Annotated in this window: 13 protein-coding genes; 5 read left to right on the top strand and 8 right to left on the bottom strand. The window is 35.9% G+C overall.

Annotation, left to right across the window (positions count from 1 at the left end):
* Nucleotides 1–137: 137 nt before the first annotated feature.
* The 6 genes from rodA to AC0NBN_RS04715 form a co-directional block, all read right to left on the bottom strand.
* On the bottom strand, nucleotides 138–1385 hold the full coding sequence (gene rodA, locus AC0NBN_RS04740) for a rod shape-determining protein RodA (protein ID WP_143882846.1): 1248 nt from the start codon (nucleotides 1383–1385) through the stop codon (nucleotides 138–140).
* Nucleotides 1360–3408 (bottom strand): penicillin-binding transpeptidase domain-containing protein, encoded by a 2049-nt coding sequence (locus tag AC0NBN_RS04735; protein WP_160812142.1) that lies wholly within the window; start codon nucleotides 3406–3408, stop codon nucleotides 1360–1362. The genes rodA and AC0NBN_RS04735 overlap by 26 nt, the downstream gene beginning before the upstream one ends.
* Complete coding sequence (locus AC0NBN_RS04730; protein ID WP_160812141.1) at nucleotides 3405–3911, bottom strand: rod shape-determining protein MreD; 507 nt, start codon at nucleotides 3909–3911, stop codon at nucleotides 3405–3407. Before AC0NBN_RS04730 ends, AC0NBN_RS04735 begins: the two co-directional genes overlap by 4 nt.
* On the bottom strand, nucleotides 3904–4758 hold the full coding sequence (gene mreC / locus AC0NBN_RS04725; protein ID WP_143882849.1) for a rod shape-determining protein MreC: 855 nt from the start codon (nucleotides 4756–4758) through the stop codon (nucleotides 3904–3906). Before mreC ends, AC0NBN_RS04730 begins: the two co-directional genes overlap by 8 nt.
* Before the next feature lie 27 nt (nucleotides 4759–4785).
* Nucleotides 4786–5811, bottom strand: coding sequence for a rod shape-determining protein (locus tag AC0NBN_RS04720; protein ID WP_089743371.1), 1026 nt, complete (start codon nucleotides 5809–5811; stop codon nucleotides 4786–4788).
* Nucleotides 5812–6053: 242 nt separating this feature from the next.
* Nucleotides 6054–6554, bottom strand: coding sequence for a M15 family metallopeptidase (locus AC0NBN_RS04715; protein ID WP_160812140.1), 501 nt, complete (start codon nucleotides 6552–6554; stop codon nucleotides 6054–6056).
* Between the two features lie 188 nt (nucleotides 6555–6742).
* Between AC0NBN_RS04715 and AC0NBN_RS04710 the strand changes: the two genes are divergently transcribed.
* On the top strand, nucleotides 6743–8020 hold the full coding sequence (locus AC0NBN_RS04710) for a Y-family DNA polymerase (protein ID WP_160812139.1): 1278 nt from the start codon (nucleotides 6743–6745) through the stop codon (nucleotides 8018–8020).
* A gap of 46 nt (nucleotides 8021–8066) precedes the next feature.
* Here AC0NBN_RS04710 and AC0NBN_RS04705 read toward each other — a convergent pair whose 3' ends face one another.
* Both AC0NBN_RS04705 and AC0NBN_RS04700 read right to left on the bottom strand, forming a co-directional pair.
* The gene (locus AC0NBN_RS04705; RefSeq protein ID WP_160812138.1) at nucleotides 8067–9200 is read right to left on the bottom strand and encodes a serine hydrolase domain-containing protein; all 1134 of its coding nucleotides are present in this window, start codon (nucleotides 9198–9200) and stop codon (nucleotides 8067–8069) included.
* 77 nt (nucleotides 9201–9277) lie between these two features.
* A complete protein-coding gene (locus tag AC0NBN_RS04700) occupies nucleotides 9278–10819 on the bottom strand; it encodes a glycine--tRNA ligase (RefSeq protein ID WP_160812143.1) in 1542 nt (513 codons plus the stop codon).
* 277 nt (nucleotides 10820–11096) lie between these two features.
* Here AC0NBN_RS04700 and AC0NBN_RS04695 point away from each other — a divergent pair, with 277 nt between their 5' ends.
* From AC0NBN_RS04695 to ypfJ, 4 genes are all read left to right on the top strand, one after another.
* Entirely contained in the window at nucleotides 11097–11291 is a 195-nt protein-coding gene (locus AC0NBN_RS04695; RefSeq protein WP_160812137.1) for a DUF4177 domain-containing protein, read from the top strand.
* Nucleotides 11292–11316: 25 nt separating this feature from the next.
* Entirely contained in the window at nucleotides 11317–12012 is a 696-nt protein-coding gene (locus AC0NBN_RS04690; protein WP_160812136.1) for a pseudouridine synthase, read from the top strand.
* Nucleotides 12013–12690: 678 nt separating this feature from the next.
* Nucleotides 12691–13728, top strand: coding sequence for a quinone-dependent dihydroorotate dehydrogenase (locus AC0NBN_RS04685; protein WP_160812135.1), 1038 nt, complete (start codon nucleotides 12691–12693; stop codon nucleotides 13726–13728).
* A gap of 267 nt (nucleotides 13729–13995) precedes the next feature.
* The gene (gene ypfJ, locus AC0NBN_RS04680) at nucleotides 13996–14850 is read left to right on the top strand and encodes a KPN_02809 family neutral zinc metallopeptidase (protein ID WP_160812134.1); all 855 of its coding nucleotides are present in this window, start codon (nucleotides 13996–13998) and stop codon (nucleotides 14848–14850) included.
* The last annotated feature ends 23 nt before the right edge of the window (nucleotides 14851–14873 follow it).

Genomic DNA, 14873 nt, shown 5'->3' with positions numbered 1-14873 from the left:
TATTATTCGTTCTTTAAAAAAAAACCATCAATAAACACCAAGGCCACCATTATTGATCAAGATAGATTTATTGAGACTTAAATCGAACTCCCGTTCCGCAATGTAAATTTCTTTCATACTATTATTTAATTTCCTTATTAAACCAAGCTGTTTTTATCTGCGTAATTCAATTTGAAAAAGATAAATGTCAAGATTGAAAAGGCAAGCAAGGAACTGCCGCCATAACTAAAGTAAGGCAAAGGGATACCTACTGTTGGAAACAGCCCCATTACCATTCCTAAATTGATAGAAAAGTGCATAAACAGAATAGACGCAAAGCAGTACCCGAAAACCCTGTTAAAGACAGATTTCTGCTGTTCAGAGAGATAATAAATCCTGCCAATGTAAATAAGGTAAAAAAGTACCAGAATTGTGCTTCCAAGGAATCCCCACTCTTCTCCCACCGTACAAAAAATATAGTCGGTTTCCTGCTCAGGAACAAATTTTCCCTGAGTAACGGAACCTTCTCTGTAGCCTTTTCCCGTAAGTCCGCCAGATCCGATTGCTGTTTTGGAATACAATAAATTATATCCGGATGTATCTCTAAATTCTCTTTCACCTTTGTATAAAACCTCTACTCTTTCCTGCTGGTGTTTTGGTAATTTCTCAAAAATGATCGGCGAAATAAAAGACAAAGCTGCCAAGCCTAAAATTACCGCAACGCCGGGTAACAGATTATAAATATTTTTCCTAAGAAAGGCGGCATTAAAAAGAAACCAAAGCAGACCAATGAAAATGATAAACACAGTAAAATACCATAAACTCCATCCTAATGGATCATTAAGGTAATTGGCTATTAGAAAAACCGATGCAAAAAGTGTCCCGATAAAAAATAGCTGACCGCTAAGACCTTCTCTGTATAATGCTATAAAAAATGCCGTAAAAACAAGTAACGAACCCACATCCGGAATTGATAATACAACTACAGCAGGAATAGCAATAATTCCTAAAACGGTAATTAAAGACTTTCGGTTGCTGAGATTAAATTCTGCTCCGGAAACATAATTTGCCAACATCAGCGCAACTCCTATTTTGGAAAATTCCACAGGCTGCATTGTAAAACTTCCGAATTTGTACCAGTTTTTCTGACCCAGTATTTCTGTCCCGAAGACATGCAGACCCGCAAGCATCAGCACACCACCAATGTAAATGATCCCTGACATATTTTCGAAAAATTTGCTCCTGCTGAAAAAAATAATAATTCCAATAAAAATAGAAATCCCGAAAAACAAAAGCTGCTTTTTACCCAAACCCTCATCTACACTATAAATATTGGCAATAGCGAAAACGCAGAGCAAGAAATACAAACCCAGTCCAATTTTATCTATTCCTTCTGTCCATTTCATTGTTTTTTGGTTTTGGAGATTCTGACTGTAGTTTTTTCTGTAAAGCTTCTTTCTTTTTCTTTGCCTGATTCAGGCTGTCCTGCATTTTTTTGAGTTTTAGCGAGTCCGGTTTAGGCTCTTTGTACAGCCCTTTTCTTTTTAGATCAGCAATCCACTGCCTTTTATATTCGGGCATAAAGCTGGAGGTAACCATTTTTTTATACAGATGCTCTCGTTTGAGATCTCCCATGATGTATTTTTCAGCAATAACAGTTGAAGCCGGACCTGCCCATGTCGCACCAAAACCTGCGTGTTCCATTACAGCAACTACGACAATCTTTGGTTTGTCTGCAGGGGCAATCAATACAAAGATTGAGTTATCTTTCCCTTGCGGAACCTGCGCTGTTCCTGTTTTTGCAAGTTGCGTAAAATCATTTGATTTCAAACCTCTTGCTGTTCCGGCAAGTACCACCGCTTCCATTCCTTTCAATACAGGATCAAAATGTTTTTTATCTACTAAAGTCTGATGTCTTTTCTTAAACCTTGGGTCCGGATTTGGCTTTCCGTCAATAGATTTAACGATATGCGGTGTGTAATACCATCCTTTATTTGCAATTGCGGCTACATAATTGGCAAGCTGAATTGGAGTAACGAGTACATCTCCCTGTCCCATTCCGTTGTAGATAGCTCCGGTTGACATTTCGTCCCAGTCTTTAAAATCCTGTCTTTTAGATCCGCTGGCTTTCATAATTGCCTTGAATCTTCTTTCGTAAAAGTCTCCGGAAGGAATTCTTCCCTTTGCTCCGACAGCAAAATCATTATTCAGGAATTCACCAACTCCGAAACTACTCATTATTTTCTTCCATTCATCCACACCCCGTGAAGGATTTCCTGGATATTTTTTAATTATTTTAATGAATGCATAAGTAAAAAAACAGTTGCTGGAAACCTGAATAGAAGGAATCAGCGGATCTGCACCACCGTGACCTTTAATTCTTTTTCCTTTATAATAAAACCCGCCACCACAAGGAAAAATCGTTTTTTCGTCCATTACACCCATCTGCATCGCTGCCAAAGCAGTTAATAGCTTAAAGGTTGATCCGGGAGGATAAGCCGCCTGTAAAGAACGGTCAAAAGTAGGCTTATTCTCGTAAATAGTATCTTTTGATAAGGCATAAAGATTTTTAGACTTATTGGGACCTGTGAAAAGATTAGGATCAATATCCGGTCCTGTCGCCGCCACCAAAACCTCACCGTTGTTAGGATCAAGAGCTACAATTGCGCCATGTTTGTTGACAAGCATTTCTTCTGCCATTCTCTGCAGATCATAGTCAATAGTTAAAGTTATGTCTTTTCCTGTTACGACATCACGATCCAGACTTCCGTTTTTGTATGGACCAACATTTCTTAGCTTAATGTCTTTCTGAATGTATTTAACACCCTTTATTCCTCTCAATTCTTTTTCATAAGACTTTTCCACGCCTGTCTTACCAATAAGATCTCCAGGAAGATAATATGTGGAGTCTTTCTTAATTTCACGATCGTTAACTTCACTCGTATATCCCAGCAAATTCCCGGAAGTTGATACTTCATATTGCCTTTGAGGACGCTGAACGATATTGAATGCCGGATATTTGAATATAATTTCCTGCACTCTGGCAATGTCTTCTCTGCTCAAGTCTTTCAGAAAAGTCATGGGTGTAAGTTTGGAATAATATTTTTCAGTCTTAATTTTATTAATCCTGTTGATAAAGTCCTTTTCAGTAATTTTCATTAAATTACAAAAAGCTGCAGTATCAAAATCGGGCTTCATCAATGCCTGGGTAAAAGAAATTTCATACGCAGGCTGATTCCCAACCAAAATTTTTCCGTTTCTGTCGAAAATAACGCCGCGCTGCGGAATGACGTATTCAGTCTTGATAGAAGTATTCGCAGCATTAAGAGCATACCGGTCGGTAAACAGTTGCAAATAAGAAAGTCTTGCTATAAAAATTACAGCAATGATGATAAGAATAGATAAGATTTTTAAATGACGTGGGTTCAAACTTTTTGTTTGATTTTAAAGATTAATGCGTAAATAACGATAAATATAAAGGAAATACCTGTAGTTACCAATATATTAAGCAAGATTTCAAAAATTCTGCTGAATTTAAAAAATTCAATATACTGCACCAAAAGCTGATGCAGAAAAATACTTGACAACAAAAACAGCAGAAACTGTGACCACTGCAAAGACTGAAAAGAGAAAAAGTCTGTAGAAGTATCTGTAGAAGTACGAAAAATCAAAGTACGGAAATACGCAATCAATGTAGTTGCAAATGCATTAATTCCCCAAGAGTATAAAAATGCATCTATAGCCAGACCCATTAAAAAACTTAAAGCTAAAAATTGAAATTTATTTCTGAAAAAAGGATAAAACATGACAAACACCGGATATAAAACCGGAGTAAATTTCCCGAACAGCGTAATGCGGTTGAGCACAAAAATCTGCAACGCAACCAGAAAAGCCATTATTAAAATATCGGTAAATATGGTTCTGCTAATCATGTTCTTTTTTTATTACAGCCTGCATGGTATCCTGTATTTTCTGAACCTCTGCTTTTTTAAGGTTTTTTACTACATATACTTTATTCAATGCACCCATTTTCTCACTAAGTTCCACAGAAATATCCCAAAAGCCTGTTTTGTTGTCTACTGAATAACCGGCAATTGTTCCGATCATCACACCTTTAGGAAAAATAGCAGATTTGCCGTCGGTTTCAATGGTATCTCCTATCTTTAAAGAAACATATTTAGGAACATCAGACAAATGCATGAGACGGGAATTTTCGCCTCTCCATGTCAACGTGCCAAAATATCCCGAATTTTTTAAAGCAGCATTGATCCTTATTTTATTTACGCTTAAAACCGATTGAACCAATGCATAACTATCGGTAGAATTGATAACGATTCCGGCAATACCTTTCGGTGCCATCACCCCCATCTGCGGAAAAACACCGTCTTTCTTTCCCCGATTGATGGTAAAATAATTGTCTCTTCTGTTGATGCTGTTGAATACAATTTCTCCGTCAACAAAAGTATAGATCTGCCCACCGCCAATTGTATCATGTACTTTTCTGAATTGCGGATTATCTGCTCCCTGTTTTCCATAAAGCTCAATCATTAATGCTTTATTCTGGGCAACGAGATCTTCATTAATCTTTTTCAGTTTTAAATAAGAAACCCCTTCGTCTATATACCCGGAAACTCTGGAGTTAAAAGCAGCAGTTTGTCCTGCAAGCCAGGATTTCTGCATTGCATTTTTAGAAAATATCAGAATAATAGCAATAATTTGCAGGAAAATAAAGAATACAAAAAGCGCATTCTTAGAAAATAATCTCAGCAAAAATCCCATTCCGATAAAAAGTCGTAAAAATTAAAATTATTTGATAAGGAAGTTGAATTTATCCATATTTTTCAACGCAATCCCTGTACCGCGTACTACTGCTCTCAAAGGATCTTCAGCTACAAAAACAGGAAGACCAGTCTTCTTGTGCAGTCTGTCTGCAAGACCTCTTAGTAAAGCGCCTCCTCCTGCAAGATAAATTCCGGTTTTGTAAATATCTGCAGCCAATTCCGGCGGTGTAAGAGAAAGAGTTTCCATCACTGAATCTTCAATTCTGATGATTGATTTGTCCAGAGCACGGGCAATTTCTTTGTAGCCTACCATAATTTCTTTCGGCTTACCGGTAATAAGGTCTCTTCCCTGTACCGGAATATCGTCGATATCCACATCAAGATCTTCAACCGCAGAACCTACTTCAATTTTCACTCTTTCAGCAGTTCTTTCTCCGATATATAAATTGTGGTGAGTTCTTAAAAAATAAGCAATGTCATTAGTAAATACATCGCCTGCAATTTTTACAGATTTGTCGCAAACAATACCTCCTAAAGCCACAACAGCAATTTCGGTAGTACCGCCGCCTATATCGATGATCATATTACCCTCAGGTTTCTGAACATCAATACCAACTCCTATTGCAGCAGCCATTGGCTCATAAATCAATCGTACTTCTTTAGCGTTTACTTTCTGAGCAGAATCTCTTACCGCTCTTTTTTCAACTTCCGTAATTCCGGAAGGAATACAGATTACGATTCTAAGAGCCGGCTGGATAAATTTTCCTTTAATCCCGGGAATCAACTTGATAAATTCCTTGATCATGTGCTCTGAAGCATGAAAATCTGCGATAACGCCATCCTTTAGCGGACGGATTGTTTTAATATCTTCATGGGTTTTACCCTGCATATGTTTTGCCTGTTCACCTACTGCAATCGGTTTTCCCGTAGAACGCTCTATCGCAACAATAGATGGCTGGTCTATAACAATTTTATTATTATGGATGATAAGCGTGTTGGCAGTTCCCAGGTCTATCGCAATTTCTTGCGTAAACATATCGAATAAACTCATAATTTTCTCCTTGATTTAAGTTTACAAAGATATAAATTTCACACTAGTAAAAAATAATAAGTTTTATATAATTTGGTTAAATTTTTATTAAAATGATATTTTTCCTGATCTTATTTTTTTAGCCTACTATTTACATCTGATTTTACAGGATTGCAACGGTTTATAAAATATAAGTCCCCGTCCATAATTTCTACCGGAGACTTACATTTTTTACATTTCTCTTTGATAATGAGCAATAAAGCTTATGTAATTACATAATTATCTTCATTCCTTTTCATTTTAGACAGATTTCTCCAGGTAGTTTTTACCAAACCTTTTGATGTCAGAATATTCTTTTTTTCAAAGTGAGGAAGATCTTTAAATGTTTTCCAGTTACCACCCCAATCCCATCCGTATTTTGCAAAAATTTTCACACATTCGTACCAATCAGCAACCCGGTCATTATCCCAATCTTTTACAGTGTCCCAGCTTGCAGTTTTTCCATCAATAGTCAGACAAATATCTACTGCCAATCCGTAATTATGAATGCTCTGCCCTGCTTTTGCATTTGTTACTTTTTTTCCGGAAGTAATCCTTCCGATTGCATATAACCTTTCCTGCTCTTCAAAACTTCGCCATCCTTGGGTAATTCTGATTTTAGCCCTTCCTGTTAATGCTTCATTGCATTCTTTTATAATCTTTTTCACCTCATCTCTTACCAAAGGATGAAGTCTTTCAATTCTCTGAAGCGTTGCTTTGTCCATGATTTTTTTTAAAATTTTAAATTTTCTCCGGAACAAATGTAGAGGCATAATGCGACAAAACTCGTCGTGTTATAAATTATTTAAAACACTGAAAACAAGACAATTAAATCAAATGTTAAAATTTAAATTTAACATAACAATCTGTTTAAAAATTTTTAGATTTGTCTTTCCAAATACTTATTCTATAAATGTACGCTCTGGTAGATTGCAACAATTTTTTCGTGTCCTGTGAAAGAACTTTAGATCCTTCACTGGAAGATAAACCTGTTGTGGTACTTTCTAATAATGACGGATGTGTTGTTTCCAGAAGCAAAGAAGCAAAAGATCTCGGGATTCCGATGGCAGCTCCTGCATTTAAATATAAGGAGCTTTTCAAGAAGCATGATGTAAAATGTTTTTCGGCAAAATTTGAACTTTATAATTTTAAAAGTCAGGAGGTGATCCAGATTTCCAGATCATATGTAGGAAAAAATGACTATGAAGTCTACAGTATTGATGAACTTTTTCTGGATCTGCGAAGCTTTAAATATGTTGATATTTCAGAATACTGTCTTAAGCTTAAAGAAGAAATCAAGCTTAAAACCCATATTCCTGTAAGCATAGGTGTTGCCCCCACAAAAACACTCTGTAAAATTGCCAACAGAATTGTAAAAAAAGATCCTGAAAGATTTAATGGAGTATTTATACTGGATACTCCCGAAAAAATTGAAAAAGCTTTAAAATGGCTTAACATCGGTGATGTGTGGGGAATCGGAAGACGTCTTGCGGTAAAAATGCATGATAACGGCGTTTATAAAGCCTGGGACCTTCTACAGAAACCTGAAATGTGGGTTCGTAAAATCATGGGAATTCATGGAGTAAGAATGGTGAATGAGTTAAAAGGAATCCGCCAGCTCGAATTAGGCACTCCTTCTGCCAAAAAATCTATCGCGGTAACCCGAAGTTTTATGGAAATGCTGACAAAAAAAGAGGATGTTCGTGAGCGTGTAGAAACTTTCGGAATGTATTGCTCTGAACGTTTGAGAAAACAGAATACCTGCTGCAAAATGGTAACCGTTTTTCTACAAACCAACCGCTTCAGAAAAGATTTGCCAGAATACAGAAATGCCAAAACCCAGATTCTTCCCAATCCTACCAACTCATCAATCCTGATTGGCAGAGTTGTGAATGATCTGTTTGAATCTATATTTGAAGAAGGGTTTCACTATAAAAAAGCTGGAGTGATTGTCAACGATTTTGTTCCTGAAGATCAAAGGCTGATCAATCTATTTGAGGAAGACACCCAAAACCAGCATTTGCCCGTAATGAAAGCCATGGATGCAATGAATAAGAAATACGGAAAAGATAAAGTGCGTCTCGGAAGTATGAGCGGAGAAAATACTTGGGGAAGAAAACAATTGTCTCCTGAGTATGAAAATTTTTTAAAAAACAATACGCTTACAGAAGCTAATTTCAGATTTCATTAAAGTTTAATTGATTTTTCAGATCTGAAAAATTAATTTCAATTGGAATTTAGGTAAAGAATTTCACCGTTTCATTTACCAGAAATTTCACCTGATCCGGTCTTCCTCTATCCGTTTTAGGGAGATTATTGTAGCTTCCGGTTCTTACGACTACCATTTTATGTTCAGGAATGATGATGATATACTGCCCCTGTAAACCTAAGAAATAATAATGCTTAATAGGATTATCATGATTGATCCAAAGTCCCATTCCATAAATTTCCTGAGATTTTTTGGTTGGCGTCCGCATTTCATTAATAAAATCTAAACTTAAAAGCTGTTTACCATCAAATTCGCCATCATTTAGAAATAATTGTCCGAGCTTGGCAAAGTCTCTGGAAGTAGCGTGAATGCAGCAATAAGTTTTTTCCATTCCTGCTTTATCAGTACTCCACATTGCATCATATTCCATTCCCAAAGGAATCCAGAATTTTTCAGATAAATAATCTGCTAAAGTATTATTCACCGCTTTCTTCACGGCAAAGCCTAAAAGCTGAGTTGAGCCGCTTTGATATTCAAACATTTCTCCGGGCATTCCTTTGAATTTTCTTGAAAAAGTAGCATTGATAAGACTTTTTCCGTAATAAGCTTTTGCATTCGGAAGGAAAGGATTTTTATAATCTTCAATCCAGTCCAATCCAGATTCCATCTGAGCAAGATTTTTTAACGTGAGACTTCCTGCTAATGTTTTGGTTTTAAACTCATCAAAATAATCAGAGAATTTATCATCAAGGCTTTTAATTTTTCCTTCTTCTAAAGCTTTCCCCAACAACATTACGGTTATAGCTTTAGCCATAGAAAATGAGTTGGTGAGCGATGTTTTCTTGTAATTTTTAAAGTATTGTTCATGCACCAGTTTTCCATCTTTTACGACTAAAAAAGATGCTGTATCAGATTGTAACAAGTCATCAACGATATTTTTCGGTAATTCTTTTTTGTTATAATCATCAGCTTTTTGCCAAGGCTTATGGCTTTTGGTAGAAATAACATTTCCTGTAAAATAATTTCCGTCATCAATATTTGCGCTGGTTTTTCCTTTCAGATAGGTTTTAGAAATACCGTTCAGTAGATATTCGTAGCCGGAAATGTATAAAGCAAGAATTGCAATAGCCAAAAAAACTACAATAGAAGTAAAAATTACCATAATGTTGGATCTTAAACAAATTTAAAATAATTTTAAAATTATGCCTAAAAAAAGCCTTGATTTCTCAAGGCTTCTGTCTATATTTTAGAAAGTAAATTTCTGAAATTTGTTTTCTCATCAATGATCCTTCTCAAATCAGAAACAGCAACTCTTTCCTGCTGCATCGTGTCTCTGTCTCTTATCGTTACAGTATGATCGGTAAGCGAATCGTGATCTACGGTAATACAGTAAGGTGTACCGATAGCATCCTGTCTTCTATAACGTTTTCCGATCGCATCTTTTTCTTCGTAGAATAAGTTGAAATCGTATTTCAGATCGTTGAAAATTTTCTCTGCGTATTCTGCCAAACCGTCTTTTTTCATCAACGGAAGAATCGCTGCCTTTATTGGCGCCAAAGCCGGAGGTAAAGATAAAACTGTTCTTTCTGAACCGTCTTCCAATACTTCGTCTCTTAAACAATGGGAGAAAATAGAAAGGAATAATCTATCTAAACCTACCGAAGTTTCCACCACGTAAGGAACATAATTTTCGTTTCTTTCCGGATCGAAGAACTGAAGTTTTCTTCCTGAAAATTCTTCATGTGCTTTTAAATCAAAATCTGTTCTTGAGTGAATACCTTCCAGTTCTTTGAAACCAAAAGGGAAATTAAATTCAATATCTGCTGCAGCATTCGCGTAGTGAGCCAGTTTTTCATGATCGTGGAATCTGTAATTTTCATCACCTAAACCTAAAGCTTTGTGCCAGTTCAGACGTTTTTGTTTCCATTGTTCGTAGAATTCCAGTTCTGTTCCCGGAGCAACGAAAAACTGCATTTCCATCTGTTCAAACTCACGCATTCTGAAGATAAACTGTCTCGCAACAATTTCGTTTCTGAACGCTTTTCCGATTTGTGCAATACCGAAAGGAAGTCTGTGACGGGAAGTTTTCTGAACATTTAAAAAATTAACGAAAATTCCTTGTGCAGTTTCAGGTCTTAAATAAAGATCCATCGCAGAATCTGCGGAAGCACCTAGCTTAGTTCCAAACATCAAATTGAATTGTCTTACTTCCGTCCAGTTTTTAGAACCTGTATCGGGATCAGCAATTTCCAGTTCTTCAATTAAAGCTTTTACATCAACAAGATCTTCATTTTCCAAAGATTTAGCCAATCTTGAAAGAATGGCTTCTCTTTTCGCTCTGTATTCTAAAATTTTAGGGTTTGTCGCTTCAAACTGAGCTTTATCGAAAGAATCACCGAATCTTTTCGCTGCTTTCTCAATTTCTTTATTTTGTTTATCTTCAATTTTAGCACAGTAATCTTCTACCAAAACATCTGCTCTGAAACGTTTTTTAGAATCTTTATTGTCAATCAAAGGATCATTAAAAGCATCAACGTGACCAGAAGCTTTCCAGGTTGTTGGGTGCATCAGAATTGCCGAATCAATTCCCACAATATTCTCGTTCAGCTGTACCATCGCTTTCCACCAATATTGTTTGATATTATTTTTCAGTTCTGCACCATTCTGTCCATAATCATAAACAGCGGATAAACCATCGTAGATCTCACTAGAAGGGAAAATAAAACCGTATTCTTTAGCGTGAGAAATCACTTTCTTGAAAACATCTTCTTGCTTTGCCATAATTTTTTTACGTCTGAACTGCAAAAATAGTGAAAAAGCAGGAAGTAAGGAAGATAGAGGATGGAAGTTTTTAACTTTGAAATTATTAGAAGCCGGGAACCTGCTTTCCGCTATATCTTTTTCATCTTTCCATTTCATGCCACAACCAGAAAAAGGATGTCGCTTCAATCAGGGCTATTGAAAAAAGACTGCTTGTAGATTAAAAAGATTTGAATATTATTGTAGATTTAAACTTAAATTCCCAATAGAATATATCTTTAAAAACAAATATCTACCTATGAAAAAAAGATTCGAATACAAAACAGTGATTATTGAGCCTAAAGGATTTTGGGGGACCAAATATGAACCTGCAGATATTGATAAAACCCTAAATCAATACGGAAGTGAAGGATGGGAATTGGTAACTGCAGAAAGTAGGGATTACGGAGGAAGTTTTTATGGTATTATTTACATTTTTAAAAGAGAATTATAAAACTAATTATTTTTAGTTTTGTCTCATGTTAGAAATTTTGTACCGCGATGAACATCTTATTGCTATCAATAAACCCAGCGGATTATTAGTTCATAAATCTTTTTACTCCGGAGAAGCAGATACATATGCGATTCAGGAACTGAGAAAACAAATAGGACAAAAAGTGTATCCTGTCCATCGTTTAGACCGAAAAACTTCGGGTGTTTTATTGTTTACTCTAGATAAAGAAACGCTGAGAATGATGAGCACCCAATTTGAAAATAAGATGGTTGAAAAGAAATATATCGCTATTCTGCGAGGCTGGACGAAAGAGGAAGAAACTATTGATTATGATCTGGTTAACGAAAACGAAATTACTCAAAATGCAATAACATACTATCGCCGTTTGCAGACTTCGGAAATAGATTTACCCTTTTTAAAGCATCCAACTTCGAGATATTGTCTGGTTGAAGCAATTCCTGAGACAGGAAGATTCCATCAGTTGAGAAAGCATTTTAAACATATTTTGCATCCAATTTTGGGTTGTAGAAAACATGGCTGTAACAAACAAAATAAATTGTGGCTTCATACATTTGGCATCAACAAAATGACACTTCATGCCCATCAATTAATTTTTAATCATCCTGTTTCTAATGAAAGAATTACGGTAAATGCTATGATAGATGACGATTTTAAAAAAGTAGGAGCTATTTTGAATTTTGATTTAAGTTCTTATTCTTAACAACTTAAATTAATTTAAACGCAAAGATTATATTTCATCTTGTATTATTTTAAGCGATAAAGGCAAATAATTTGCTATGCGAAACTTGAAAACATGGCTTAATCAAATCAGCTTGATGATTAATACTTTGCTCCTTAAAAACCGAATATATTTAAATAAAAAACTTTGCGTTTAATTTATATTTTACTTTTCAATTCTGTAAGCATTAACGCAAAGATCTATTTCCATGCTTTTTATTTTAAGCAGCAAAGACAATAAATTGCTACACGAAGCTTGAAAACATGGCTTAATCAATCAGCTTGTTTATTAATATTTTGCTCTTTAAAATGTGAGCAATAATTGATAAAGCTGTGCGTTTAATTTTATATTTTACTTTTCAATTCTGTAAGCATTTGACGCAAAGATCTATTTCCATGCTTTTTTATTTTAAGCAGCAAAGACAAATAAATTTGCTATGCAAAGCTTGAAAACATGGCTTAATCAAATCAGCTTGCTGATTAATACTTTGCTCCTTAAAATATTAATTTCAATAAAATACATCTTTGCGTTAAAAAATTATCTCGCAGATTATGCAGATGTTTGTGCTTTATAGACCCAATTATAACATCTTTTCCATAAATATCATACATTAACCAAACATTAATTCTAAAATGAGTATTTTTGTAAAACTTTTTTTCAATGTACAAATCGCTCATTCGCCCGATTCTTTTCAAATTCGATCCTGAAGAAGTTCATCATTTTACTTTTTCGATGTTGAAAAATTTCGGTTTCCTTACCAAATTATTTTTCCCTAAACCTATTGAAGATAAACGTCTTGAAAGAGAAGTTTTCGGCTTAAAATTTAAAAATCCAGTTGGTTTGGCTGCCGGTTTTGATAAGAATGCGGTTTTATTTAATGAGTTGGGAGATTTAGGATTCGGTTTTGTAGAAATTGGTACGGTTACGCCAAAAGCTCAGGCTGGAAATCCTAAAAAAAGATTGTTCCGACTGCTTGAAGATGGCGGAATTATCAACAGAATGGGCTTCAACAATGATGGTCTTGAAGCGGCGATCGAAAAACTTAAAGGCAACAAAGGCAAAATTATTATCGGTGGAAACATCGGAAAAAACACGAACACAACACCTGAAAATTATACTCAGGATTATCTGGATTGTTTTGAAGGTCTTCATCCTTACGTAGATTATTTTGTACTGAATGTAAGCTGCCCGAATGTTGGAAGTCACGCAAAACTGGAAGATGTTGAGTATTTGAGAGAGCTGATTACAGCTGTAAAAGAAATTAATCAAACCAAAGTAAATCCAAAACCAATTCTTCTAAAAATTGCCCCGGATCTGAATAATCAGCAATTGGACGAAATTATAGAACTGACTGCAGAAACAAAAATCGACGGAATTGTCGTTTCAAACACTTCTGTGAACAGACAAGGTCTGAAAACTTCACCGGAAGTTTTAGCAGAAATCGGAAATGGTGGTTTGAGCGGAAAACCAATTCGTGAACGCAGCACAAAAATGATTAAATATCTTTCAGATAAAAGCAACAGAGCTTTCCCGATCATCGGAGTTGGCGGAATTCACTCTGCAAAAGATGCCATTGAAAAACTGAATGCAGGTGCAACTTTGGTTCAGTTGTACACAGGTTTTATTTACGAAGGTCCGCAATTGATTAATGATATTAATCAAGAACTTTTGACGAGAGCCGGGAGAATTTCGAGGTAATTTTTAAGATAGATCGTCTTCCGAAATTCTATCGGGTTTTTACTCACAATGAATTGGATTGTTTTCAGTTTTATCCCGTAATCTTATCATGAAGGAAGAATGAATGAATGAATAAATACTGTTTATGCCGCTATTTCTGCATATCAGTCTACATCTTACTGGCTCAAAAAAAATCAGCTTAACCGCTAAAAATTTATAAAATATTGCGATGCCGATACGTTGTATGTATTTAATTTTTAAATTTACCAATAAATAAAAAATACAACTATGAAATGGACAAACGACAGAAGTGATAATGTAGATGACAGACGTGGTTCTGGTGGAGGCGGAGCGATTGTCGGCGGAGGTTTAGGAACAATTATCATCGCAGCAATTGTGTTTTTCTTAGGCGGAGATCCTTCTGCAATTCTTTCTTCTGGTACAGGCTCGCAACAAAGAACAGAGCAGAGGGAGTTTACTCAGGAAGAGCTGAAAATCAGAACATTTATCAGTATGCTTACCAAGGAAAATGAGCAAACCTGGACAAAAGTTTTTTCTGAAAACGGAATGCAGTACAAACCCGCAAGAGTAGTCTTGTTTGAGCAAAATACGGATTCGGGATGCGGAACAGCGCAGTCTGCAATGGGACCATTTTATTGTCCTGCAGATCAATCGGTATATATGGATATGAGTTTTTTTAATGAACTTCAGCAAAGATTCGGAGCAAAAGTTACGGAGTTTACTGTGGCTTATGTTTTGGCTCATGAAATGGGACACCATGTTCAGAATCTTTTAGGAACATTAGATCAAACCAATAATGCCAGAAGAAGCGGGCGGTATTCTGAAGAGCAGCTCAACAGAATATCTGTAGCTACAGAGCTTCAGGCAGATTTTTATGCCGGACTTTGGGCAAGAATTACAGGTGACCTTGAAAACTCTTTTATTGAACCCGGAGATCTGGAATCTGCAGTCAATGCCGCAGAGGCGGTTGGTGATGATAATATTCAGAGGAGATCGCAGGGATATGTAAATCAGGAAAGCTTTACCCATGGTTCATCCGCACAGCGTAAAGAATGGTTTATGAAAGGATATAATTCCGGAGATATACAGCAAGGTGATACTTTTCGCCAGCTGACAAAATAATTTAAAACCCGAGGATCTCTTCG

The organism is Chryseobacterium sp. L12 (genome assembly GCF_056133985.1).
This window is presented reverse-complemented; position numbering and strand designations above follow the sequence as displayed.